The organism is Granulicella sp. L60 (assembly GCF_009765825.1).
GTDB lineage: Bacteria > Acidobacteriota > Terriglobia > Terriglobales > Acidobacteriaceae > Edaphobacter.
Map to the genome: position 1 here is coordinate 280738 of NZ_LMUR01000018.1, position 25859 is coordinate 306596.

The following is a 25859-nucleotide window of genomic DNA, read 5'->3' on the forward strand; positions in this document are numbered from 1 at the left end:
CTCCCCTTGGGCTGTCGGCGATATGACTACATCTTGAGCAGCTATCACTCAATACAAACGGCGTAGACATCCACTATCCGGTAGTCAAAGAAGCGTTTGGAAAAGCGGGCATCGCACTTAGTTCTATGCGATTGCGTCCTTGTTCTTTCGCCCTATAGAGGGCTTGATCCGATGTTTCTAGTAATGCGTTCGCAGTTCCAGCACCAGGAAACTGATAGGTTGCTATGCCTATGCTCAGCGTGACATAGCGACCAAGGGCACTCTCGTTTGCAATCTCAAGCTCGGCAACCGCGTCCTGCATACGTGTGGCTATGTTCTTTGCTCCGGAAGAGTCTGTACCGGGCAAAATGACAGCGAACTCCTCCCCGCCGTATCGAGCTAATAAATCGCTGTTGCGGGAGACTACCGACTGTAAAGCGATGGCTACATTCACTAGACAATCGTCTCCTCGAGTGTGGCCGTAACGGTCATTGATCATTTTGAAGAAATCGATGTCAATCAGCAAAAGTGAGAGCGGTTGCTGACTTCGCGTGGCACGATGCCATTCCAGCTCCAGTACCTGATCGAAACACCGTCGATTGGCGACGTTTGTGAGTCCGTCTTTGAGCGACATCTCTTCCAGTCTGTCACGTGCTTCCTGCAGAGCATGTTGCGATTGCATGTAGCGACTCTGGAGCGTCGTTGTCCTTATGCCGTATACGGCCAGAGCAACGATAATTGCAATGATGCCGATATAGAAGTGCGAGCGTATGACGGCGATGCCGAGCGCTATGAGCACCGCAGTATAGAAGATAGGAACGGCGCTATCGATGAAGAGTGTGAGTGGTTTCTTGGGCGCAGAAAGCTTTTCTTCCCCGTCCCGGACGGCAGGGAAGAAGGCAGCTATTGCCAAGAACAGAAAAGGAATATCAGCAATCGCATCAACAATGGTGTTGCGTTGTTTTACGAAGTCACTGTAGTTGTAGATACCCACGCAAACCGCGTAGATCCACAAGAAACCACACAGGATCTGAAAGAAGCGCCTCTCTTCCCCTGTCTTCGGCCGTGCCAGCAAACGCAGGCTTGCCGCACAGGCGAGAACCAGATTTTCAATGGTATAGACCCACATTAGGAGAGACTCAGAGATCGGATGAATAGTCCTAGTGGTGAAAGGCACAACGGCGAAGAGTGTGATGTAGGTTAGATACGCCGTCAAGACGGCCTGAATGCCGTCCAGCCAAACAAACAGCGGGATCCTCTGCTCCTGGGTCGAAGAGGAAATCGATAACAGAACGGGAACACCATAGAGGAATAGAACAAAATCGGAAAAGAATGCAGCTGTGGAGGAGATGTGCTGAAACAGCTCCTCCCAGGCAGAGAGCATGATTCCGGTGGTCCAAAGAAGTAAGCCTATGCTGAACAAAACCCAGGGAAGCCGTACGCGCGAACTCATGACTCGAGCTTGCCAAGAGCTGGCAAGCAGCGCCAGCGTGGAAGCCAGAATCAGGAAAGGATAGGTGGCAGTTGTCGCGTGTGATTTGAAAATCACCATTGCAAGCGCGTGCATGCAGAAGAACGCCAAAGCAACTGGGACGACGTTACCCAGCTTCAGCGAACGGCTTACCATCGTAATCCTCTAGGATTCAAAGTCTTCTCGCAACAGCATAATTCATACCAGAATCGTCCACAGAAGTCCCTACAACTTCTTAGTTCTCAGAGGGCTGGCTCTGACCGCTAAATGCTTATCCTGCTTGTCCCGTCACGCCCGCACCTCGAACACCATATTGAACGGGGTCTCAGCAGCCTTGCGAAAGTGCGTCAACCCACCCTCCCGTACTACCTTCTCAATCCTCCCCGGCCCCGCCTGCGCTCCCAGTCCCAGCCCGACCTCCTGCGCCAGCGAACATGGCACGCAGATCGTGGCTGAAGCCGAATAGAAGATCCGCCCCACCGGGTTATGGTTCTCCGCCGTATCGTCACTCGCCGTCGGTTCCACAATCATCCACGTCCCACCCAGAGCCAGCGTCGTCTTTACATGCTTCGCCGCACCCACAGGATCACCCATATCGTGCAGGCAGTCGAAGAATCCCACCAGATCATAGCCCCTCCCCGGAAACGACTTCGCCGGAGCCACCTCGAACGTCACCCGGTCCGCCACACCCGCCGCCTCCGCCTTCGCCCGCGCCATCTCGATCGACGGCCCGTGATAGTCGAACCCATAGAACTTCGACGCTGGATAGGACTTCGCCATCAGCAGTGTTGAAGCGCCATGACCGCAGCCGATATCCGCCACCTGAGCACCAGTCTTCAACTTCGCCTCCACCCCATCGAGTGCAGGTATCCAGTTCGAGACCAGGTTCGCAAGATATGTCGGACGAAAGAACCGTTCCGTACCTTCAAACAGACCCTTCTCATGTTCATGCCATCCCATTCCTTTGCCGGTCCGATAGATCTCCGTCAGCTTCTCCTCGTCCTTCATCACCGACGCCAGCAGATGATAGAAGCCCGGCAAATGTACTGGCGTATCTTCCAGCGCCAGCACCATCGCCTGTTCTGGAGTCATAAAGTATTTGCCCGTAGCTGCGTCATACTGCACCAACTGCCCGGCCGCATTTGCGTTCAACCACTCACGTATATAACGTTCCGCCGTGCCCGTCTTCTTCGCCAACTCGGCCGCAGTCACCGGCTCCCCATCGCCCATCGCGCGGTACAACCCAAGCTTGTCGCCGATCAGGATCAGCGGAGCTTGCAGTGCCGCTCCCATATCCTGCACCGCACGCCCCAGTAATGCATTCAACGCATCGGGATCAATCGCCCGCCCTGGCAACTGTTGTGTCGTAGACATTTCGTATCCTCCTCGGAAGAGCTCCAGGGACGCAACGATGACTCACAGTATGTGCAGGAGCATAAGAGCAGACACACCAAGAGCACGTATATCGCGCAGATCCCGGGGCCCTTTGATTTGCCGAGAGCATACGCCGCGCTGTCTTCCACCGTCAACAGATCTATCGCCAGAGACCGTCAGTTTGGCAGCATGACGAATCTTTCGACAGCAACCTTCCGCCCGACAGTGCGATGCGTGGCGTCGGGCAAGAGAGTCACTGTAATCGCATCGAACCTCTGGATGCTTCTAGCCTTCGGAAACAGAAACATTAGTGTCTCCTCAATCGACGCGCTATCTTCCGCACGTTGATCGGCGCCGTTGGAAGTGGCGAACTTTACCCCAAGACTCTGAGATGGGGCACCTTTAGATTGCGTATCCGTAAGCGAAAGACCGACCGCGATTGCGCCAAGCGAGGCATCATTCGTCAATACGGTTTGCATGGCGCGGCAGCAAGCCATGTCAATCGGCTCAGATAGATGCTGATGCGCTTCCATCAGTAAGGGACTCGCGTCTGTTGAACGAATATTGACTTTGAGTGGATCTCCTCGAGCCGTGCGTGCAGTAGGTCCAGGTGATTCACCTGCAAACTTGAAGTACCAGTAAGGCCCGTAGAACGGGATGATCCAAGGCTTGGCCATGCCGGAAGCCAACGCGGTGGTGTTCACTGGGGGCGACGGAATCACATTTTCCTTCTTCTGGATTGGCCACAAAACAATGGTGTGGTATCCGCTGGACGCGTGTGGCGAAAGAACGGGTTGTTTCACTGCACCACTCGGAGGAGATCGCCTCCACCCTTGCAAAGTGAGGCGAGAAGAAGATGCGGATAACGCAACGAAGACGCAGCAGAACGCAATCCCAATCAAAGAATAAGGGCGAGACCTCCGATCAGCAGGATCGCCTTGTTCACCCTTTATTTGCGCCCTGACGATCTGTAAAACAATAAGGAAAGTAGCAGTCACAAGCAATAGCGTGACGAGTATGAGGCTTCCCGTGACTGCGGACAGAAAGGCTCCATAAAAGCAAAGCGAGAGCCCGAACGGAATCCACGATGTGGGCGCGAGGCGAACCTGCGTTGTGAAAAGTACTCTCTCCAGATACCGTTGGGATCTGGGGATTTTGCGGGCTCCCTTCGGCATCACACCCGTAAACCGAAACAGGTAGGCGGCCATGGACGCCGCTCCCAAAACCGCCACAAGGGGCCCAAACACGGACTCCTGCTGCAGAAACAAGATCGTGGCGGGAAGGAAGATCCAACCGCGGGCTCCGCAATGATAGAGCGCTCTGAACCGCCCGTCAGAGCTACTCGGCAGCAGCATCCACGTCCCTGTCGCGCCCATAAGACATGCAAGAAGAAGATAGAAGGCGGATCTGAAAACCCTAGTCTCCCAGGAAAATGTCAACGACTGCGGCGATTTACAGATCAGGGAGCAGGCAGCGATTGCGAGGTTCAATCCGGTGGCCAGGGCAAACCAGCCAACTCTCCCATACCGTCTTTCAGCAGTCGGTTGGTAATCGCCATATCCCATGCCAGGCACCATGCACTGCACAGCAATTCGTATCAAGAAAATATGATCTTAGACAGAGTAGGATCGACGCCACATTGTCGCATCGGAGGAAGCGCAAATATCAGGGCTGAGAACAGACTCAACGCCAATGGAACGCTTATCGCGACGAGATGAGAGTTAATGCTCTCCCATGAGAGGTCGCGCAAGCTGACGCCAAAATCTCCTAGATGCTGACCAATGAGCGCAACCAAAAGCACATTGAGGCTGATCGACAGGCTTCCCATAAGCCGAAGCGCTGATAGCTTGCGCTCAAGTTGTTTATGAGACGCTAGATAAATGAAGAGGCCGAGCCACACGAACAACGCGGCGGGAAGCACAACGCGAACGAACTGCAGACCGGTGGAGTATGGCCAATCGTACGCCGCCAACCCGTCCAATATTGCTCGAACAAATCGGCTTCTCATAATGGAAAACCACAACTCTGGATACAAGATGCTCCAACCCGCAGAAAATACCAGAGGCAACGCATAAACGCGTGACCTGCTGGATAACGCGACGCCGATTGCAACTAATACCTGGCGCCAATACCATCCCGCAGAACGTCCACATTGAAGCTCTTCCAACAAATCACCGGTGAGGGCGTTGTTACGAACCCTGAATGTCAAATGGTCCAACATCCATGTTGCAAACGCTACGGACTGAAGACGCTTCATGCGAGCTCCTTTCCCGGCAACGGAAGGGACTTCCATAGCTTATTCAGTACATTCCGCGTCGCATGAGCCGAGCGAAGCCCCTCATCCGTCACGCGAAAGTATCTCTTTGCCCGGCCGCCTCGTTCAGGGGTCGCCTCTCCAAGGCGGGATACCACCAGGCCTTTGGTTTCAAGACGGTCCAATGCCGCATAAACACTTCCGACGGAGACATCTCGTCCCCGTCTTATCGCAAGCTCTCTAGCGAGCGGAACCCCGTACGCATCGTCCCCCAACTGGATGATCGTGAGAAGAACCATCAATTCGAATTCACCGAGATAGCTAGGCTCGCCCATATCTTCTACCTTAGTGAAGAAATATAGCATGCCTTAGTCATCACCACCATAGCTGACAAATTTCGGGCGCTCCGAGCTCCGTCCAGCTAGGCTGTGATGTAGATCCCGCGGAATACGAGCGGGCCATTCACTACACGGTGCATGTTGGCGATGGGACCGCTCTCTGCAAGAAGAACTACGACGCTTAATGCTGGCCCTTGGATGGCTTCTGTACTTTTGCCTTGGTCCCATGAATCTCGTTCCAGAAGATGAAAGTGCCGAATCGCGTGGCGGTAATGATATCTATCCTACCGTCGTGATTTAGATCGGCCGCAGTCATGTCTGAGCCGGCGCCCGAGTTGTTGTCGATAAGATGAGGCACAAAGCGCGCGCCTCCGGGTGCCTTCGGATCCCGCACGGTCTCATACCAATACAGGACCGGGGTTCCGTATGGATCGGGATCGGCATAATCGTCCAGGTGCGTGAAGTATCGCTTGCCCACGACGAAATCGGGTATGCCGTCGCCGTTCATGTCGGCAAGCACATCGCCGTGCGCCTCAGAGAAGGCGATACCGCCGGCGTTGGCGTCCTTCGTGTTGAGAGTGTCGAAGATCAGGTGGCGAATGAAGGTGATGTTGCCTTGGGCGTCGCGCTTCTGCTCAAACCAGGCCATTCCCCAGCCGTGCGCGTCGAGCACAGTGACGATGTCGTTAAGGCCGTCGCCGTTGATGTCATAGACGGCCATGCCGCTGCCGCCGACGCCCGTGCCGTAGCGGCCAAAGACCTCCGGATGATACTTCCACGAAGTCTGGTTGCTGCCGACGGCTGGATGCTCCCACCATCCGAAGGCGGTCAGGATGTCGGGCTTGCCGTCGCCGTTGATGTCGCCGACGCCAATGCCGTGGGCGCTGTCATAGCCGCGCTCGGAGACATTGTGAACAACCCAGGGCCCGGTCGGGCTGGCCGGGTCGGGCTCGGCGTAACGCACGTAGCCGTCGGCCGTATAGACGACGGCCATCTTGCCATCGCCGTCGATGTCGCGTAACAGCGCTCGCTCGGAGTCAAACTTGTCGAGAACGCGGTAGACGTCCCAGCGCCGGTGTTCTCCCTTGGGGTTGACATAGAGATAACAGCCCATATCAGCGTCGATGAACTTACAGTTCAAGACGTCGGACCAGCCGTCTCCGGTGAAATCGCCTGCAAATTGCAGCCAGGCTTTCGTGGCCCAGCCGGTGGACGGATTTACGGTTTCGCCGAGATAGATCTCGCTGGAGTGGGTGTAGTCGGGGCCGTAGTAGATGTAGGGGCCGGTGGCGATGTCGGGGATGCCATCGTGATTGAAATCGGCTACAGCGTCGGACCAGGAGTAGTAGAAGGTGTTGAGATTTTGCCGGCGGAAGTCGGGTGCGGTGTATTCGGGCGCGCGATAACGGTCGCTGATGTCTTTGTAGGCGACGTTCTTGAACTGAACGTCTCCCTTGCCGCCGATGTAAAGGGCGATTGGGCCGTAACCGGTGGAGGTCTCTGTGACTCCGCCGCTCTCACGCCCATTATTCTGGTCGCCGCGAAGAATATTAGCGTCGAAGATGAGCTCCAAGTCGTTCCATTGCGCGGGATAGAGATCGGAGTTGGGCTTCACGTAGGGATATTTGACGCCGGGTGTCTGCCCATAGGGGCTATACGGGTTGGGTGTGCGCGGCGTAGACCGCTTGGGTTGCTCAGAGGGTGGAGGAAGAGCAATGCGCATCTTACCGCCGCCGGAGCCCAGCGGCGTACGTTCGATGATCTTCCCGCTCCCATCTGTCGCGACGTCGTAGTACTTGACGGTGTCGCCCTCACCCAGCGAGGCGTACGTGCCCTTCATCCCGCCAGCCGGTGTTTTCTCAATGCGGAAGAGGATGCCGGTCTCGCAGCCGGTCGCGCAGAGAAACTTGGTGAACAGCTCGACGTCCTGAAAGGAGTGATCCATGATTAGCCAGCCGCCGGTACCGGATGGTCTTGGGGTTCCGGTCAGTTCACCGCTGTTTAGCTGCCACTTCGCCTGCCCCAGCGTATGCCAGCCAGTAAGACTCGAGCCGTTGAGCACCGCATCGGGGGTAAACGAAGGACCGGGAAGAAACTCCTGCCGCTGGCCGAACGTTGGAACTAGGCCTAGAAGAACGATCGCAGCTCCCAGCAATCTGTGGCAACATGACATGAGTTTTCCTCTTTTCGTGGTCTCGGCATTCCGCTCAGTGAAATGGCCATTTCACTCGCGATAGAAACCTTACACCATCGAGCAACCAGTTGGCTCCTGTTCCTCACAGCTGCGGAGGAATATTTGCTCAAGCGAGGCATCAGGCGAATGCGTGAATTCTGGGTGAAGGCGACTTTCCCGTTGCCGCCCCACCTGCTGAACGTCTATTGAGCAATGATTATGCTCTCGTCGCATTACGTAGCAAAAATGTTTCGGGCTCGATCCAATCGATTAGGTGATCTCGGTGCGGTACATGCCTGGCGGTTGTAGCTGCGTTGGTGTATGGCATCATGCCATACGCGCCGGGAACGATATGACTCGCCGGTCCGACTTCGCTGCAGGATTCCGTTTCGGATCGGTCTCCGCGTCAACGAATTGCCTCCACTCCGGCTTTACTTCTCCTCTTCGACAGGAATCAAGAACCGCCGCGGCCGCCGCCAACTGGGAGTTTCGTATGCATCCGTAAAGACGAATTCATTGGCTCTGATGCGGCTTGATCTTCTCGAACCCAAAGCTAGGCTTGTTCGCTCGGATGGTTGTAGCGACATAGGAAGGTGAAAAATGGGCATAGTGCTTCTCTGCAATGCGTGTCCCAGAATGGCCTAGCTGATTTGCAATCAACTGCATTGATGTTCCGTTCATTGCTAGAAGAGTGCCAAATGTGTGCCTCAGATCGTGAAAGCGAACGTGCCGGCGGATACCGGCGGATTTCAAAACCGCCTTCATGCGTCCCTGCTGATTAGACTTAGCCCAAGGTTCTCCATAGTCTCGCTTGAACATCAGATCGCCGCCGCCCTTGTTCTCTATCCGCCGGTCGAAAAACGAGGATTCCTCATCTGTAAGAAAAATGTGCTTAACCTTGCTCGTCTTGGGTTGAACTAGTGAGATAGCGCGAAGCTGGACATCGTAGGAGCTTACTTTGAGCCGCGTCAGTTCTCCATATCGACACCCGGTTATGAGAGCTCCCTGGACTAGATCACGGAAGTCTACGGGGCAAACTTTGATGAACCTGTTCGCTTCTTTGAGGGTGAGATATTCATTCTTTGCCAGGTCGACGTTCTCGAACTTGTCGACCGTTTCCCAAGCTGCTTTGCTCGCGACTCGTTGGTTGCGATATGCGAGCGTCAACAGTGCACTGAGATCGTTGAATATTCGGTTAGCTGTATCGCGGCGCTTACGTTTGGTTTCCGGGTCGTTTGGGTCATAGACGATACTGCTTCTACGTGACGGCGCGAGTTTCTTCCGTATCTCCTCATGCTGCTGAGCGCGAATCGGTTTTTTGTCGGCCACCTTCCCCAACCATTTCTGAATCTCGTGGCGGGTCAGCTTCGCTACCTCCCGATTTCCAAGTTCCGGAAGTATATGGTGCTTCAGGTTGCTCAGAGAATTACGTTTTGAAGCTTCGCTACTCTTCCATGCTGCTATCCAATCATCTGCAGCATCCTGGACCGTGTAGGCACCCCTGCGGACCCCTGCGGCCAGATCCCTATCGACTCCGTTGAACCACTTGTTTGCGTGGAATACGGCCTGAGAGTATGACAGGATTTCTGCATCATCGGCTGGCACCGTGTCGTCCGCCGAACCGAGTGTTTCGAAGCGATATGCCTTCTTCTCACCATCCTTGATGTAGTAACGAGCTATCCATCTGCCGCAGCCCTCCGAGGCCTTGCGATAGCCGAGGTGCTGTCCTTCGGCCATAAGGTGCCAGTACGGATCATGGCGTGCGGCCAGCTTTGCACGGCCGGTCCTGTTGATGAGTCCGTGCGACTTCCGTGAAGAGGTTCGTCCCATTTACGTAACATTATACGTAATAGATAGTCCTGAACTCTGTGGACGTAGCTAGAACAGGGAAGAGATAAAACGTTGAATAATATGAAGCGTTGCGTTTCTACGGAAGTCAGCAAGGCGCAGGATGACACTTTTTTTCACCTTCACACGGTGGAAGTCGTAGGTTCGAATCCTGCTGTGCCCACCAATCCTTTCAACAACTTAGCGTTGCCTCGTTGGCTGTGGTGTCTGCCTTCGCATGACGCAGGTGCGCCTGGATGTCCTTACCTTTCTCCAGGCTAGCAGGCTTCCGCCAGGACATCAGTCAGGGGTACAGCTTTTCTACTTCCCTCTGTCTCCAGCTTAGGTTGAAGGTTGCGAACGATACCTCGTTACGAGTCGCAGCCACAGTCGGTCGAAGTCTATATCTGACCATTTCAACCCCGGATTTCAGACCGGCGGAGGCCAGTCACGCCCGCTATCGGCACCGCTTTGATGGCTGTCTTCTCGTGGATGCCGAGGTAGGTTGCGGCGTCGATGGATGCCAAAGAGGTTCGAGGGAGGTTTGGGAATCTATCGCCATACAGGGAGACTCCGACTTCTCCAGCTCCGCCCGAATTGCTAGAGGAAAGTTCCCAGCCGCTGCTCTGAGAACCCGATTTTACTCCCCCAGTCAGGTCATAGACGGCTACTAAATCAAGATATACCGTGGTTTACATGATAGTTCGGAAGGTTGCGCAGAGATCTATTTTGGGTGCAGTGGTTATAGCATTATTGACGGCTAGTTATTGCTCCTTCGGGCAAAGCCATTCGGAAACAGATGGAGATGCGTTCAATTCAAGCAGCAGAGCATCCGCAAGTACTTCGGTAGTTTCGACCGCTGTCGCTCCTGAAACCACTGGTGTTCGTCCCTTTTCGTCCGTTGGAGTGGATGCGCACATCAGCATCGGAGGGATTGGCTTCGACATCGCCACACCTCTCTCCAGAAGATTCAATCTGAGAAGTGGTTCGGATTTTTTCTCCTACGGGACCTCGTTCCAGGAACAAGGTGCAGACGTTACCGCGAATCTTCGCCTCCGTTCAGGTCATGCATCTTTGGATTGGTTTCCTTTCGGGGGGCGGTTCCGGCTGAGCCCACTGCTTGTGTACGGCAACAACAATCGAGTTGTGGCGACAGCTCTGGTGCCTTCAGGCAGCACAATCACCTTGAACGGGCAGGATTACGTCAGTAGCTCTACCGATCCACTACACGGAAGCGGATCGGTGGATTTTCGCAAAGTTTCGCCTGGGTTTTCTTTGGGCTTTGGGAACATCATCCCGCGACGGAGGAGCCGCTTCAGCGTTCCGGTTGAAGCCGGATTTTATTATGCGGGCCAACCTGATTTGAAAGTAGCCTTCGACGGGAGTGCCTGCGACCCCACGGAGCCACAGGCGATCGGATGTGAGTCAGTCGATCAGGACCCCGGATTCCAACAAAATTTGAAAGCCTTCGTATCGCGCAATAACCATAACCTCAGTTACGCCTCCTTCTTTCCGATCTTCTCCATCGGCTTCGGCTACAAGTTCTGAATTGTGATTCAGGGTCACCCGTTTTTCGAGACACCGGTCATCGCGGTCGATGATCGGTTGGTATGGAGCACCGCACAGAGTGAGTCGCGATTGATGCGGAGAGACATAACATCTGTCGAGGTCAACATAGAGGATTCAGCTTCTGAACCCATCCGTCTTCGATGCCTGTTATGTTGCGGCGTGCCTTCTTGTATAGGGCGATAACGATACCGACTCCTCCAGCCAACCCGAATTATTGAGACCAGCGTGCAGACATTGCCGACCCTGGGGTTGCAGGCCTCCTCGGAGAGCTGGGGCTGGACGGAGTAGATGAGCTGGGGAGCGGATACAGTCCGTCGATTCTGGTCGGCGTATCTGTACCACTTCACTACTTCTCTATTGGCGCGGTGACGGCAATCGCTGCTCAGACATTAGACCTGAAAAAAGTGAGCCAGCCATCTCTGGCTGGCTCGCTGGGTTGTGGCCTGAAGGCGCTTTAGAAGAGGATCTTCAGGGAGAGCTGCGTGTTGTACGGCTCGCCCGAGCCGATGCCGGGTGCGCCGTACTGGACGCCGATGGTCGAGGTGCTCGCGCCGAACAAGGGGCCGTCGCCGAGGCTCGGACTGTTATTGTTCGGCTGCGCCAGGTTGACGCGGTTGAAGACGTTGAACATCTCCACGCGGAACTGTGCAGTCACACGATCCTTGTAGATGGGCGTGTTCTTGACGAGCGACAGATCCACATCCCCGAAGCCAGGTCCAGTGACCTGGTTGCGGCCCAGATTACCGTAGGAGCCATAGGTCGGCACAGCGAAGCTATTCGGGTTGAGGTACTGGGCAGCGGAGTACCCCTTCACTGACCGATCGCTGTTGAGGGCCTTGCCCGTGATGTCGGCACGATCTTCGTTCTCGCCCGTGCCGCTGTTGTCCTGGCCGGTGAGTATGTTGACCGGTTCGCCGTTCTGGAACTTGAGGACGCCGTTGAGCTCCCAGCCGTGTGTCAACACTCTTGGCCCGTGCGCGAGGCTCGGAATGCCGTAGTTGAGATACGCGGAAAAGTGGTTGCGGATGTCGTTGTTCGCGTTGCCCCAGTCGCCTGCAAGATTGGAGGAGTCCTGGGGGAGGGTGTTGAAGACGCTGGAGTCGTCCAGGTTGTGGCTCCAGGCGTAGGCAAACTGTCCGGTGAGGCCATGCCACGAAGAGCTACGCAGTGTGATCTGCAGTGCGTTGTAGCTGGACCCGGCGGCGGAGTTGATCTGGTTGATGATGCCGAAGTTGGGGTACTGGTTGAAGAACGGACGCGAGGCCTGCTGTGCCGAGAACGGGATGCCCTTCGCGGTGACGGTGGCCGGATTCTGATCCTGACCGAGTGCCGACTGGTTGATGTCCTGGAGGACGAGGTTGTGACGGCTGAGAGTGCCCACGTAGCCGATATTGACCTGCCAGCTGTGACCGAGGCTTTGCTCGATGTTCAGACCGAAGAGCTGGGCGTAGGGCGTTTTGAAGTTGCGGCTGACCGAATAGATGGAGACCACGTTGCTGCCCGTGGGCTGACCCTGGCTGGCGGTGAAGATAGGCGTTGTCTGGTTGTACGCCCACACGGGAGCGGGAGTGGTAGGCGAGTTGAGAACGATGGACTCGTTGGGGGCACTGCCGAGCGGGTTGTTGTTGACACCGCCAGCGCCGCCGTTGGGGATGCCGATATTTCCAAAGAAGGCCTGGCCAGCTGGCTGGTCATAGTAGAGACCGTAGTTGGCGCGGAGGACCGTGCCCGGTTGCGGCTCGTAGGCGAGACCGATGCGCGGCGAGAGGTTGATCTTATTGCTATTGTAGATATAGTCCGGCGTGCCCGAGCCGCCGCCTGCCAGCACCAGACCGCCGTTGTTGGGGTCAAAGACGGAGAGGTTCGGGTCGTTGGTGTAGAAGGGCTGCTGGTAGTCATAACGCAGGCCGATGTTGATGTTGAGTTTTGGAGTGATCTGCCAGGAGTCCTGCGCAAAAGCTGTGCCTGTGTGGGTGTAGATGAAGCGCTCCTGGGTGCCGAGCGTGATGGTGGACTGATACGAGTAGCCAGCAAGAAAGTCGGCGAGGTTCAAGACGTTGGAGTCGGCGACGGAGGTATCGTTTGCCCATGGTCCGAGCACACCGCCAGTGCCGAAGTTGAAGGCGCCGCGACCGCCCCAGTTGTAGTAGAGGTCGATGTAGGCACGGCGATACTCCAGACCGAAGCGCAGCTGGTGTTTGCCGATTGTCCAGGAGACGGTGTCCGAGATATGGCCGGTGATGTCGTTGCGGCCCGAGGTCGGCGTGATGCCGATCGAGTCGAAGCCGTTGATGGCGATCTGCGGAGCGCCGGCCAGGCTGGCGCCGGTGTTGAGGCCGGCCAGGGCGAGGGGGTCCTGGTTGTGCACCGCATCGGAGAAGCCCTGCGTAAAGTAGCTAACGCCAGCGGCAAGCTGGTTGCTCAGGTTGGGATGAAGGCTGTAGTTCCAGACCACATCGTAGTTCTGGATATGCGAGGGAACGGTCTGAAAGTACTCCGGCAGATAGCCGCAGACAAATACGCAGTCAGGAGCTACGGCGTGGCCCTGGCCGAAGTACCAGCGCGCCGAGAGGTGGCTCCGGTCGCTGAAGTTATGGTCGATCTTGGCGACGATGTTGTGGCTATAGCCGCTCTGCGGCGCGGTGCTGGAGTAGTTGCCCGGCGTGCCTGGAAGGTTGGCGATGACCGAAGGGTCCCACAGCGTGCTGAGGATACCCTGCGAGACCTGGCTGGGTTGGACGCCGTATTTGGTTAGTTCCGCGAGCGCCAGCTTCTGGTAGGCAGGCGAGGGTTCGGTGACGGTATTCGCTGCACCGATGACGAACTTCTGCTCCTCGTAGGTGAGGAAGAAGAAGGTATGGTCGCGCCAGATGGGGCCGCCGACCGAGCCGCCATAGTTTTCATTACGAAGTGGCGACGAGGGCGAACCAGGAGCTGTGAAGGGCGAACGAACAGCGAGTGCCTCGTTACGGTTGTAGTAGTAGGCTGAGCCGTGCAGCGTGTTGGTGCCGGACTTGGTGGTGATGTTCAGCGTGCCGCCCGGGCTGTGGCCGGACTCGCTGTTGCCATTGGTCTGCAGAGAATACTCGTCGAGTGCATCCACGGGGTATACCACGCCGGCGATGCCGCTGATGCCACCCTGGTTGACGGCGTCCACGGCCAGATACAAGTCGTTGTTGTCTGTGCCGTCGATGGTGTAGTTGACCTGGTTGCTGCGCATGCCGTTCACTGAGCCCGAGTTGTTGTAGCCGGCAAACGAGGCTGAGGTGCCGAGAAGCTGTGTGAAGTCGCGACCGTTGAGCGGCACGTCCTGCAGCTGCTTATTGCTGAGAACCGTGGTCTGCGTGGTGGACGTGGTATCGAGCGAGAGAGCGTCGGCCGAGACCTCGACCGTGACGGCCTGCTGCACTAGGCCCAGCTTGACGGGAATCGTGTGAACGCTGCCGGCTGAGACTTGCACACCGTTGATGACCTCGGTCTGGAAGCCGCTGGCGGTGACCGTCACCTTATACTCGCCGAACGGTAGATCGTTGAAAGAAAATTCGCCGGCACTGGAGGCTGTGGCGTTGTAAGCAGTTGCCGTGGCAACGCTGGTAGCAACGACATGTGCCTGGGCGATGACCGCTCCCGAAGGGTCAGTGATGGTGCCGTTGATGCCACCACGAAATGTCTGGGAGATCAGTGTGCCGGGCAGAGAGAGCAGCCCGATGATGAGTAGAAAAACAGATAGGAATGACCGTTCGCGTTGCATGAAGCCTCCAAAAGAAGTACGTAGCCGATTTAGATTGGCGATTAGTATGAAGGTGCAATTGGATGGAATGCGGCTGGAGAACGGGCCCAGGGTACGAGCGCACACCGCAGGTCTGGCGAGCAACACGAATGGAGGAAGTTCAACCTGGAACTACATAACAGCTACTGAAAAAAACCGTTGCTATTCCGTCAACATTGCGTTGGGGAATAGACAGCAGCAGACTGCGCTGTATGTTTTACATGTTTTGGGTAGCATTGGTTTCTCAGCTTATTCTTGCCTGTTTATTCTGTCAACATGAAAACGCCTCTGCCGGTCTTGCAAGAGCGCGAGGACGCTGGCTTCATCCGCTTGGCTGTACGTGAATAAACTACCGCTCCTCTGAGTCGAAGAGTTACTCCATTCCTTGAGATCGGGTTTAGGCTGACCTCGCAGTGTGCGGTGAAGCTGGATCGAGTTTGAAGAATTGGAGCGCGGGAGTTAGCAGGTGCATCGTCTGATCACTTAGCAAGTGTGATCGATTACGGTGCGCGTCTCAACAATTCTTGGCTGACCGTTTGCGAGTTAGGCGACAGATCATCGGCTATGCGTGCTTAGTACGATGCACCTTTGCCTAGTCTGCAGACACAGCATGAGCGCTCTCGGGTGGTCCGAGATAACTTGGGCGAAGTAGATCGTGACTTAGAACGACTCGCTCGAGAACGATTCCGGGATCGACGACCCAGAGCTTCAGCGTATGGTGTCCGGGCTTGTCTATGTGTAGCGGGATGGTGACGCGGCGAACGCTATCTTTGACAGACTCCTCCCAATCCTGCTGGCTGTTGTGCTCGAGCGTATCAACGACGGTGCGTGGTCCGTCATCCACTGACACCGCAAAGCGGAGCCCGCGTCCGGGGACGAAGTTCATGGTTGGTGACAACGTCGCCTGCAGTTGAAGGTCGCCAGCGTCGTAGAGATACATTCGATACTGCAGAGAAGCTCCTGAGTTTTCGCTGCTTGCCGCCGTGACGGGGAGTACTGTCATTGCAGACTTCGTAGCTCCGTATCCGGGCAGCTCCTCCCAGTGTGCGTGAGTGTCCTCTGTGCGCTTGGTGGTGTCTGCGGCTTCCATGGCAACGTAGCCGTCGCCTTCTACAAACTCGTGACCGGGGGCGTCGAGATCGGAAGGAATTCGCAGGGCACGCAGCGAATAGATAATCGGTCGCTCTGTGCCGGAGATCACAGTAACGGAGCCTGCATTTTCGTCGGCGGGAACCTTGCTCCAATCGACGCTCACAGTAACATCCTGCTGCTTTGTCAGGGTCCCCTGTGTCGTTGACGCGACGATCCAGGGCGCGCTCGTCGTCACGGTATAGGGAATGAAGCTGCGACCACGATTAAACAGTGTCAGTGTTCGGACTTGCCGCGCATTTGAATCAAGAGTGCCGAGTGACCAAGCGAAGACTCCCGGCGAACGTCGAAGAACGGCATCCTGAGCGGTCACTCCGAGCGAACCCGCTTCCGGAACTTGTATCCAACTAACGGCAGGCATGACATTAACTGGTGGGTCGTTCCATGCAACGTAGCCCATGTGCGTCTGGTCCATCATGTGATCCCACCGGCCGTTCAAAAGCTTGTGGTTGTATGCGTCGGTTAGCGCCGCGTCTTTGTCGAAGAGTTCGTGAACTCGCTGGGCCTCATCGTTGGCAGCCGGGTTTCCAGCGTGTGCGTCTGCCGCGTTTCTGCCGGCAGCGATGTACATCTCCGTAAGGTTGGCGCAAGCGTCCACGGGATATTGCACCAGTTCAAAGTAAGAAGCTCTTTCGTCTTCCGGCAACTTCTGTGAGATAGCGTCAACTCGTTCGGCCAACGATCTCCATTCGTCTTCTATTCGGGCTGCTTCGTTGTAATTGGCTAAGCTGAACGTTGATGGATCGATCAGCTCCGGCTTTCGGCGGCCGTTGTAGCGCGTGTACTCTTCCATCGCGGTGGCGATATCGCTTGCGTATTCGGGCCCAAACTCTCGCGTGGCCCAAAGCTGCGTGAACTCGTGCAGATGGTCTTTGTCCCAGCGCTGCGGCGTGCGTGCGTAGTCGAGGAAGAACTCGATTGGGAATTCCATCGGCTTGCCGTCGCCTACGTTGACGACCCAGATTCGGTTCGCCCCGTACTCCAACGCAAGATTCATCTGTTCCTGCACTTTCGTTATAGGGCTCGTGTTCAGCCATTTATAAGAACGAGGACCACCAACGTAATCGAAGTGATAGTAGATGCCCGCACCGCCTGAACGCTTGCGCTCTTCGGGTGTGGGCAGCCTGCGTAGATCGCCCCAGTTGTCATCTGACCACAAGAGTGTCACGTCGTCAGGCACGCGCATACCTTTCTCGTAGTACCCTTGCACCTCTTTGTAGAGCGCCCACACCTGTGGAACCATGGTGACGTCAGGATTCACGATCTGTTTCAGGATATTGCGCTGGTCTGCGACGATAGTCTCCAGCAGTTCCGTGTTCGCCGTCGCGGACATCGGGGTATCATTCACCCCGCGCATGCCAAGCGTCACTATCTGCTCATAGTCTTTGTTCCGTTGCATACCTTTGCGCCAGAAGTCGTCGATCTCCGCCGCATTGGTGGTGTAGTTCCAAGCGCCGTGGTGCCCCCAGGTCCACTCCTTTTCTGCACGCATCATCGGTTCTTCGTGCGAAGTGCTCATTACGATTCCGTACTCGTCGGCGAGTTTTGGATTCAATGGATCGTCGAGCGCGAAGGCGTTGTTCCACATCGCGGGCCATAGAAAGTTCGCTTTCAGACGAAGCAACAGCTCAAAGACGTGTGTGTAGAACTGGCTATTGAACGTTCCGTACTTCTCCTTCACCCAGCCGGAGAGGGCTGGCGCCTCGTCATTGAAGAAGATGCCGCGATACTTCACCGCAGGCTCGGGCTGCACGTATCGCCCTCGTGCAACATACAAAGCGTCCTGGTGCTGGACGCGGACATCCGCCCACCAGTACCAGGGCGAGACTCCGATCTGCTCAGAGAGATCGTAGATGCCGTAGATGGTCCCGCGTTTATCGCTGCCCGCGATCACGAGTGCGCGGTCCACGCCCTGCATCGGGTGTTCGACGATCGTTGTGACGGCGGACTCCCATTTGCCGGCAACATCGCCTACGTTTAACTTATGCTTTCGAATGAGCGCATCGATGAGCGGGCTTTTACCGATTGTGCCGATGAGAATGACGTCCCTGCTGCCGGCGGGAAGCTCATGGAGCACAGGTGCAGCATGGCCTGTAACGCGCAGCACATCTTGTCCGAGGTCGGCGGCTGCGCGCGTAACTCCGGGCCAGTCTGAGTCACTGATCAGTATGGGAGCTGAAGTTCCGCCAGCCTCAAGCGTGAAGCTGCCCGGCGACGGTGACTTTGAAATGTAATTCGAATCCCCAAGTGCCATTGCCACATTCGGTGCGATGACTGCCGCGAGAGCTATGATTGCGATCGAAAGTGGCGAAACAAATTTCACTATGGCTCCTCCGTCGGCTCGAAAAGCCGGGAGTGCCCATTATTCGCCCTGACGATATCGGGGGCAACTCGCCTCGCACTAGAGAGAGATAATTTTTGTATAAAGATATGTAGGGAAGGTGGCACCACTCGATCGTGTCATGGGTTTGGTCGCCTTCACATGAATTACGCCATCTTGATTTTTAAGTGGGACTATATCAGTAGGAACGGTCCCGGTTCCGATATTAGAAGCATGCTCACCGGTTAGATCGGCTGCGACTCCAAGGCCGTGAAAGAGAGTTATCGCGAAGTTGCCGCCTCCGCCGTTCAGCCAGAAGCATCCGCAGTCGACAGAAGCGACCTTTGCTCGTTCCGCTACGTACGTAATTACTACGTCGACATCGCTGGTATAGGTCGATGCGGGTTTTTGCTGGGCCAGTGCCAGCAGGTCCGTTGAAAGTGCTGCGCCAAGTAGAAGCAGCACACCGTTGCGAATTATTGCTGACATTCTTTTGTGCCTTTACTGGATGGTGAGGGTAACCGAGGTGGAATGAGACAAGGAGCCTGAGGTTGCGGTGATCTGCAGGTTGTAGGTGGTTTCTGCTTGTCCGAAGAAGCCGCTGCTTGTTCCGCAGCCGCTCAGTCCGGCCATCGCGGATGCTCCGGCCACCAACAGCAACAGGGTAAAGATCGTCCTTCCCAGTGTCTTTCCGAGGCGACGCCGTATCCCGGCAAGCGGGAGCAGCAGGAGCCCCAAGGCAACCGGAGGCAATCTACGGTGAAGCACAGTTCCAGGCTCAAGCCGCGCAACAATGGATGGAGTCTGAATGGCCAACGTCGTTGCGGGCAGGGCGGTATTGGCCGGGAACGACCAGGTGGTGCTGGTGGTTTGGGTCCACGCGGACGGAACAATGACCGCGGTTGCCCCGGAGGGGAGGCCGGTCAGGGACAAGGTGATCGGAGCGGGAAAGATCGTTCCGTTGGTGGGCAGGATGGTGAGCAGATAGTTCGCAGTGCCTCCGGGAGCCACGGTCTGCGAGGGGCTGGTTCCTGACCCACCGACATTGCTCAGGCTGAAGTCAAGGACTGTCTCCGTGATCGAGCCGCTTGTCGCTGCGCTGAAGTTGGCATCGCCGCTGTACACCGCGGTAATGGTATGGCTGCCCGCTGTCAGTGAGGAGGTGCTAAGGGCGGCCACACCCTTGGACAGGGTTCCCTGACCGAGCGGCGTGGTGCCATCCAGGAAGCTCATTGTGCCAGTGGGCGTGGATGTGGTCGACGAGACGGCTGCGGTGAAGAGAAGGGGATTGGTGAGGACCACAGAGCTGGCGCTGCTGGTGAGGGTCACCGTTGTGGTGGCCTGGCCGATATGGAGTGAGATCGTGGCCGAGGTCGAAGGGACGGCATAGTTGCTGTCGCCGCTATAGGTGATGCTGATGGTGTAGCTGCCCGGCGCTAGCGAGCTGGGGATGAGAACGGTTGCGGTCGAGCTGCTGTTTCCCGCCGTCAGCTGCAGGACTCCTGCGGCGATGCTGATGCCGGAGGCGTTGAGGATGCTGTAGCTGATGCTTCCCGAGGGTGCCGCGATGGTCGTAGAGGATGCGGTCACGGTGATCGGAGCCGAACCCGTCTGGCCCGGTGACAGGGAGACCGATTGCGCGGGACCGGTCACCGTAACGGAGGCTTTGCCCACCACGACGGTCGTGGAGGCGCTGCTGGTTGTGTACTGTCCCTCGCTGCCCGAATAGTTCGCGGTGATGGTATGAGTGCCAGTGCCGCTGAGTACGATACCAGTCAAGCTCGCGATTTTATTGGCAAGGTTCACTGCCGTGCCATTATTCAGTGAGGTCATGGTCGAACCAACAGTATCGGTGAAGCTGACCGAGCCGGACGGAGAGTTCGAGGTATGGCCGGTTGCGGTATCCGCCACAGTTGCAGTAATCGTCACGGGTTGGCCAACGACCAGGGAGGTTGGACTGGCGGCCACCGTGGTTGCGGTGCTGTCGCTCGAATTCAGGCCGGTGCCACTTACAGAGACCTGCTCGGTGCTTCCGGAAACGTTGAGAGTGTTGTTGGCGACGTTAATGCCAGCGCTAAGACTGCCCGCCGACTGCGGCGTGAAGTTGACCGAGACGTCGCACACCGTTCTGGGCAACAGCGAGGTGGAAGAGGCGCAGGGATTGGTATCGTTGCCGTTGCTGGAGAAATTAGCGGTGTAGGTGGGATTGGCGGAGAAGGCCAGAGGCTGGTCTCCGAGGTTGGTCACGGTTGCTGTTTGAGTACCGTCCGTAGTGTCGGTCGTTCCTGTACCGGTTGGGGTGGGGAATGTCAGTAGCGCGCCCGAGACGTTGACGAAGACGAGGCGGTTGTTGGTAAAGTCCGGAATATAGATATTTCCGACCGGATCCACCGTTACCCCAAAGATTGAGGAGCCAAGGCTGGATGGGCTCGGCAGTCCGCTTAGGCTAAGGACCGACGCTACTCCTGCGGTTGTGATCTTCACAATCCGATTGTTGTTCGAGTCTACGATGTAGATATTTCCCATCGCATCCGCGGTCACGCCCTGCGGATTGCTGATCGAGGGAGTGATGTTTTCCGGAATGTCTAATGCAGAGGCGACGCCTGCGGCAGTTACCTTGATGATGCTGTTGTTGTTCTGGCTCCGGGCCGCCGCGTAGATGTTGCCCTGGGAATCGATCGTCAGGCCGGTAAGCGTGCTTCCAGTGAAGCTATAGCTGCCAGTAGGAATCACTGTTCCAATGCCCGTCGAGGTCGATCCGGAGACGAACAAGGACGAGACTTCGAGAATCCGGCCACCGGTGAAGTCCGCGATATACAGATTTCCGGAAGCATCGAAGGCCAGTGCGGTGGGGAAGCCCAGCACTTGAGAAAGGCCAGTGATGTTCAACGCCGAGACAACACCACCCGGCGTTACGACCAGAATGCGGCTGTTCTCGTGATCGCCGATAAACAGATTGCCGGAGCCATCGACAGCGACCCCGGTGATGTTATGCACCGCTATACTTCCAGGTGTGCCCAGGCTCACCACCGTGGCGCTACCGCCGCCGGCGGGAATCCTGGTTACATTCGTACCGGTGTAATCGCCAACGTATATATTGCCTGCTCCATCCAGAGCGACCTGGTACGGATTGGAGAGGATCAGACCGCCGGTGCCGATCACCGTCCCCATGTTGGGAGACAGAGCCGCTACAGGGGCATCGCCAAATCCGTACAGCGGAACGGTAAAGACAGGATTCGAATCCGGATCATAAAGCACCAGCGATCCGTTGCGCAGGCCGGGAGCTGTGGGCAGAAAACTGACCTGCACCGTGCAATAGGTAACCGATGGCGCACCACTGCAGGTGGTGTTGGCACCGTTGACGATCTGAAAATCAAGATTCTGCGTGCCGAAGGTAAACGCGTTCACGCTTCCCAGGTTTTCGACCGGGAATCCTACGGAGAAGCTCAGGATGAACGAAGTTGGAGTTGAAGAACCGAGGCTGATATGACCAAAGCCAACCGCTGTCTTGTTCAACGATGAGGAACTCTCCACACCTGTAGATAGATTCACAACCAGGGCTCGGCTGTCGCCAGTGTCGGCAACATAAACTCCGCCGAATACATCGACTGCAACTCCCAGAGGCCCGCTGAGTGTCGTGCCCTGGAGGAAGACCGAGTTCAGCAACACATTGCCATTGCCTGTCGTGTCTACGTCGACGACACGGTTGTGGCCCGTATCGGTGATAAAGATGTTGCCGACGCGATCCACGGCGACGCCGCTCGGATTACTCAGGGCAGGGTCCAACTCTCCTGTGCTGAAGACAACGCCCGTGGTGCTTCCCGATGCAACCGTCACAATGCGATTGTTCGCGGAGTCGGCGATATAGAGCTTTCCAGATGTGTCCACCGCCAGCCCCTTCGGAGAGCTGAGCGTAGAGGCTCCTGAGGAAACGGTGACGGTGAGAGCGGCTGAGCCTCCGGAAGTTACCTCAACGATGCGATTGTTGCCGGTATCGCCGATGAAGAGATCTCCGGCCTGGTCCAACGCTACACCTTGCGGAGCGTTCAGCGTCACGCTCCCCGTATTGACTACGGCGCCAGCCCCGGAGGGGCTAACCTTAACGACGCGGCTGTTGCTCGTGTCCGCAAGATAGAGGTTGCCCGCACCGTCGATCGCGATGCTGGACAGAGAACCCAGTGCCGGGCTCAACCCACTGATCGTAAGCACCGACGCAGTCCCCTGTGCATTCACTTCCACGATTCGTCCGCTTCCACTGATCGTATCGGCGATGAATATGTCGCCTGCGGAGTCCACCACGATACCGGAGGGAGAGCTCAGGGTAACGCTTCCACCTGTGTTGATCGTTTGAACATTTCCTTGAAATGTAAGGCTGAACGACGCATGGGCAACTTGTGCAGCGGTGAGAAGAAACAGACAAGCCGAGGCAGACGCAGCGCTGCGTAATCGCAAACCTAAGAACAACATGGAGTTAGCCTTCGAGCGGAGTCAGGTCCGCAAAGAATAGATTGTGCCAGTTTGTTTATACGGGCGCCAAAACACTCTTAATATCACCCGTTGGTGTTATATGGCTGTATTGAGGCCGTTTCTGGCCCATTTTGGAAATGCAGGCCAGATCGCAATCCGTCATGACCTCCAATTCGATCCAGCGGCTTGGAGATCCGCTTCCTTTGTCTAAAGGACCGGATGCTGGGACAGGAAACTTGTGCGAAGCTCCGTGTCGCGGAAGGCCTCTGTTCCTCCGGCCCTTAGTGTGGAGAGAGCACCTGCAACATTACCCGACGGAGCGGAGCGCATTCTCTCCTTTGAGATGCAAGGAGGACAGGGGACGCCCAATCCCGGCCTCCTTGTTGAACGACGGGCGCCGCGTGAACCGCATTTGACGACGATCATTTGGACGCGGGTAGAGAGCGCATCGAGAGCCTGCTCGAGGATGTTCTGCGAAAGGTCTATCGCGACAATGCACTCTGATTGTTGCCTGTCATAGAGTAAGTTTAGTGATTGATCTTCGGACGCTCTGCCTTATCGAATTTAACAATAATTTTGGCTGGCACATAGGGGTTAGTAGCATCCGCCGATTGTGACTTAGCGGCATCAACGCGGATGGCGTACATGCCGAGAGCACTTTGCGTGATGGCTCCGCCTTCTACCGATGCAAGCTTCCACACGGTGCTGAGCGTCAGTATCTGATCTCCGCCAGATCTTACCCAGGTATCAACGGTGAGGATGTTCTCGTCGAGATGAACTGTTTTGACCTTCACCCCTGAGCTCGACGTGCCAATTTGTGGGTGCGTCGAATTGACACCTACCTGCACACCACCGCTATATGCGATCCGACAAGTCGTGATGCCTTTAGCGACTGGAAACGAAACACTCGCATGTTGATCTTGCTCATGTGCTTCACTATGTACTTCAAGTCTAGTTTTATCTTTCGATGAGCTAATTAGTGTCGCACCTTCTATCGCGGCGCCGAGTGGTATCTCAGGATTGAACGTGAACGATAAGGTATCGCCGCTGCTCTCGATCTTCGCTTCAATGCCGGTGGAGTCGCGTTTGATCTGAAGATGTAGAACTGACTCACCTGCGCGAACATTGCCGATTGATAACTCGTTCCATTGGGCTGGGAGGTGAGGGGAGAAGCTCAGATGATTTTTGCCTGATTCAATGTTTAGGCCTAGAAGACCATTCACTGCTGCGTGTAGAAATCCCGCAGAGGACCAGGTTTGTTCAGGGACCGACTCGATCTGCGGGTGGTAGAAGTCGCCTGCGAGTACTTCGTGGATATGACCACGTGCGTCGAGTGTGCTCCAGGGAATCAGCGAACTCCATATCTGCCATGCGGTCAGTGGGCGATCCTGTTGCCAGAATGTGTTGGCTACTACCGACGATCCGAGTGCCGAGACACTGCCGGCCGCGTAGGAGTTGGGATCGAATCTTAAAGACAGCGAGGACATGCTGCGTGTGCCCCAGTCGGTCTGAAAGTTCGGAGACGCCAATTGGTCGAGAGCCTCAGCAGTTTGCTGGGGCGAGAAGACTCCCTGCGAGAGAATACCGCTCGGACTTGGTCGTTGGTCGTAGATTGGCTGACCGCTGATGGTGTGGCCAGCGAGCCAGTAATTATGGGTCGAATCCCAATTCCCACGAGCAATCGAAGCGCGTGCAGTAGACGCGGCACGTTCGGCCAGATCTGCTTTGGGTGATCCCATGATGCGCGCCATCTGTGCGAAAGAAGATGATGCTGTAACCCAGCTTGACGATAGTCCGAGATCGTCGCGCATGCGATCCTGCTCGTTGCCGCCCTCCCGTCCGAGCGGAATGCTGGGTAGCCCGGTTGGAGAATCGATCAGCGACTCACAGTAGGTATAAGCCATCTGAATATTATTCCAATTGGCCTTCAAAAATTCGGTATCTCCACTTACTCGCACATAGTTTGCGAAGCTGGCCAAATAGTCGAACGTTATATCTACATGGACATACATGTAAGGATATTTATTCTTCCAATCTATGAGTGCAGCACTCTGAGATAGTTCGTGCCAGATCATGCCATTACTTTTGTCTTGATACTTCGTAATAAATGCTAGTTCTTCTCGTGCCCGGGCGTACTCCCCAGCTGCTACCAGCGCATCGGTAGCAACGAGGCCGTCACCAGCGAAGAACCATGCATACTGCGGTCGACGTCCTGCTCGCGACGGACCATAGCCTGCGATCTCCCCGCAACCGAGCGACTCATTACAGACCCACGCTTGATCAAGCGCGATGATGGACCAGCGCAGTGCACGATTCAACTCTGAATCAGGTGTCTCAATCTGCAGCGTATTTGCCAGTAGGTCGTTGTAGTGTTTCACTGCAGTCTTGCGAAGCGCAGCCTCTTGTCGTTCCAGCCGCTGGATAATAGCGTCGTCAGGCTCAGTGTGCGGAGGATTGTAGCCGATGAAAACAGAAGCTGCTCTTGTGCCGTCGGTCTGTACTCGAGGCTTCAACACCATGGCTTTTAGCGCATTGTCCCCGGAGGGCTGAATCGTTCGATTCCCATTTGGGTCGTGGAGTGTGGCTTCGGGCGATGCGATTACAGCAGAGAATCCATGGAGGGGCTCGCTAATAGAGTAGCCCGATTTTTTTTCGTTCCACTGTGTACTCTGGCCACCTAGCGCGCCTGGCCACATGAGATTCAACGATGGGTGGAACTGGATCTGAACTGAAATATCACGCCGACCTTCGGCTTGATAACTAAAGATTGCCCCAGGTTCATCGAGAGGAACGAAGATCCGCTCTTGAACGACAAAGTCGTCACCGACGTAGGTGCGTATCACTTCATCAGGGCGATACTCGACGCGTTGCAGAAGACTTGCTCCAGAGATCGGCTGAGTCTGATCGCTTGGTAGGAAGCTGACTTGATAGTCGCTGACGATCTGCAACGGGTAGGCCCAGACCTCCAAACCGCTTGCGGGGTAACCCATGACGACGGACTTACGGCCATGCACGGCGATGAAGTGCTGTGACCCAGTATCCGTACTGGAGGTTATCTCGGAGCTGCTAAGGTCTACGGTGGCAACGGTGTTTTGTGCGGCCATAAAAGTTATGAGTTGCAGACACCCAGCTACACAGAGCAGCAGAGATACGGAGCGAGGCATTCTCA

The 25859-nt window shown here is 56.1% G+C and carries 13 protein-coding genes; 1 reads left to right on the forward strand and 12 read right to left on the reverse strand.

What is annotated here, in order from left to right; genetic code table 11:
• Nucleotides 1-73: 73 nt before the first annotated feature.
• From GSQ82_RS11660 to GSQ82_RS11690, 7 genes are all read right to left on the reverse strand, one after another.
• The gene (locus GSQ82_RS11660; RefSeq protein WP_158792457.1) at nt 74-1606 is read right to left on the reverse strand and encodes a diguanylate cyclase; all 1533 of its coding nucleotides are present in this window, start codon (nt 1604-1606) and stop codon (nt 74-76) included.
• Nucleotides 1607-1738: 132 nt separating this feature from the next.
• Nucleotides 1739-2824, reverse strand: a complete 1086-nt coding sequence (locus tag GSQ82_RS11665) for a class I SAM-dependent methyltransferase (protein ID WP_158792458.1) — start codon at nt 2822-2824, stop codon at nt 1739-1741.
• Nucleotides 2825-3000: 176 nt separating this feature from the next.
• Nucleotides 3001-3627: a hypothetical protein gene (locus GSQ82_RS11670; RefSeq protein ID WP_158792459.1), complete on the reverse strand. Its 627-nt coding sequence runs from the start codon at nt 3625-3627 to the stop codon at nt 3001-3003.
• Nucleotides 3628-4421: 794 nt separating this feature from the next.
• Nucleotides 4422-5081, reverse strand: a complete 660-nt coding sequence (locus tag GSQ82_RS11675; RefSeq protein ID WP_158792460.1) for a hypothetical protein — start codon at nt 5079-5081, stop codon at nt 4422-4424.
• On the reverse strand, nt 5078-5443 hold the full coding sequence (locus tag GSQ82_RS11680; protein WP_371417198.1) for a PadR family transcriptional regulator: 366 nt from the start codon (nt 5441-5443) through the stop codon (nt 5078-5080). The genes GSQ82_RS11675 and GSQ82_RS11680 overlap by 4 nt, the downstream gene beginning before the upstream one ends.
• Before the next feature lie 154 nt (nt 5444-5597).
• Nucleotides 5598-7589 carry an FG-GAP-like repeat-containing protein gene (locus GSQ82_RS11685; protein ID WP_158792462.1) on the reverse strand — a complete coding sequence of 664 codons (1992 nt, stop codon included), beginning with the start codon at nt 7587-7589 and terminating at the stop codon, nt 5598-5600.
• A 513-nt stretch (nt 7590-8102) separates the two neighbouring features.
• Nucleotides 8103-9326, reverse strand: a complete 1224-nt coding sequence (locus tag GSQ82_RS11690) for a site-specific integrase (protein WP_158792463.1) — start codon at nt 9324-9326, stop codon at nt 8103-8105.
• A gap of 1236 nt (nt 9327-10562) precedes the next feature.
• Here GSQ82_RS11690 and GSQ82_RS11695 point away from each other — a divergent pair.
• Nucleotides 10563-10964: a hypothetical protein gene (locus GSQ82_RS11695; protein ID WP_158792464.1), complete on the forward strand. Its 402-nt coding sequence runs from the start codon at nt 10563-10565 to the stop codon at nt 10962-10964.
• A gap of 475 nt (nt 10965-11439) precedes the next feature.
• Here GSQ82_RS11695 and GSQ82_RS11700 read toward each other — a convergent pair whose 3' ends face one another.
• The 5 genes from GSQ82_RS11700 to GSQ82_RS11720 form a co-directional block, all read right to left on the reverse strand.
• Nucleotides 11440-14736, reverse strand: coding sequence for a TonB-dependent receptor (locus GSQ82_RS11700; protein ID WP_158792465.1), 3297 nt, complete (start codon nt 14734-14736; stop codon nt 11440-11442).
• A 610-nt stretch (nt 14737-15346) separates the two neighbouring features.
• Nucleotides 15347-18226, reverse strand: coding sequence for a glycosyl hydrolase 115 family protein (locus tag GSQ82_RS11705; RefSeq protein WP_216847075.1), 2880 nt, complete (start codon nt 18224-18226; stop codon nt 15347-15349).
• 78 nt (nt 18227-18304) lie between these two features.
• Complete coding sequence (locus tag GSQ82_RS11710) at nt 18305-18712, reverse strand: hypothetical protein (protein ID WP_158792466.1); 408 nt, start codon at nt 18710-18712, stop codon at nt 18305-18307.
• A 12-nt stretch (nt 18713-18724) separates the two neighbouring features.
• Nucleotides 18725-22675: an Ig-like domain repeat protein gene (locus GSQ82_RS11715; protein ID WP_158792467.1), complete on the reverse strand. Its 3951-nt coding sequence runs from the start codon at nt 22673-22675 to the stop codon at nt 18725-18727.
• 542 nt (nt 22676-23217) lie between these two features.
• Entirely contained in the window at nt 23218-25854 is a 2637-nt protein-coding gene (locus tag GSQ82_RS11720; protein WP_158792468.1) for a glycosyl hydrolase family 65 protein, read from the reverse strand.
• Nucleotides 25855-25859 lie beyond the last annotated feature (5 nt).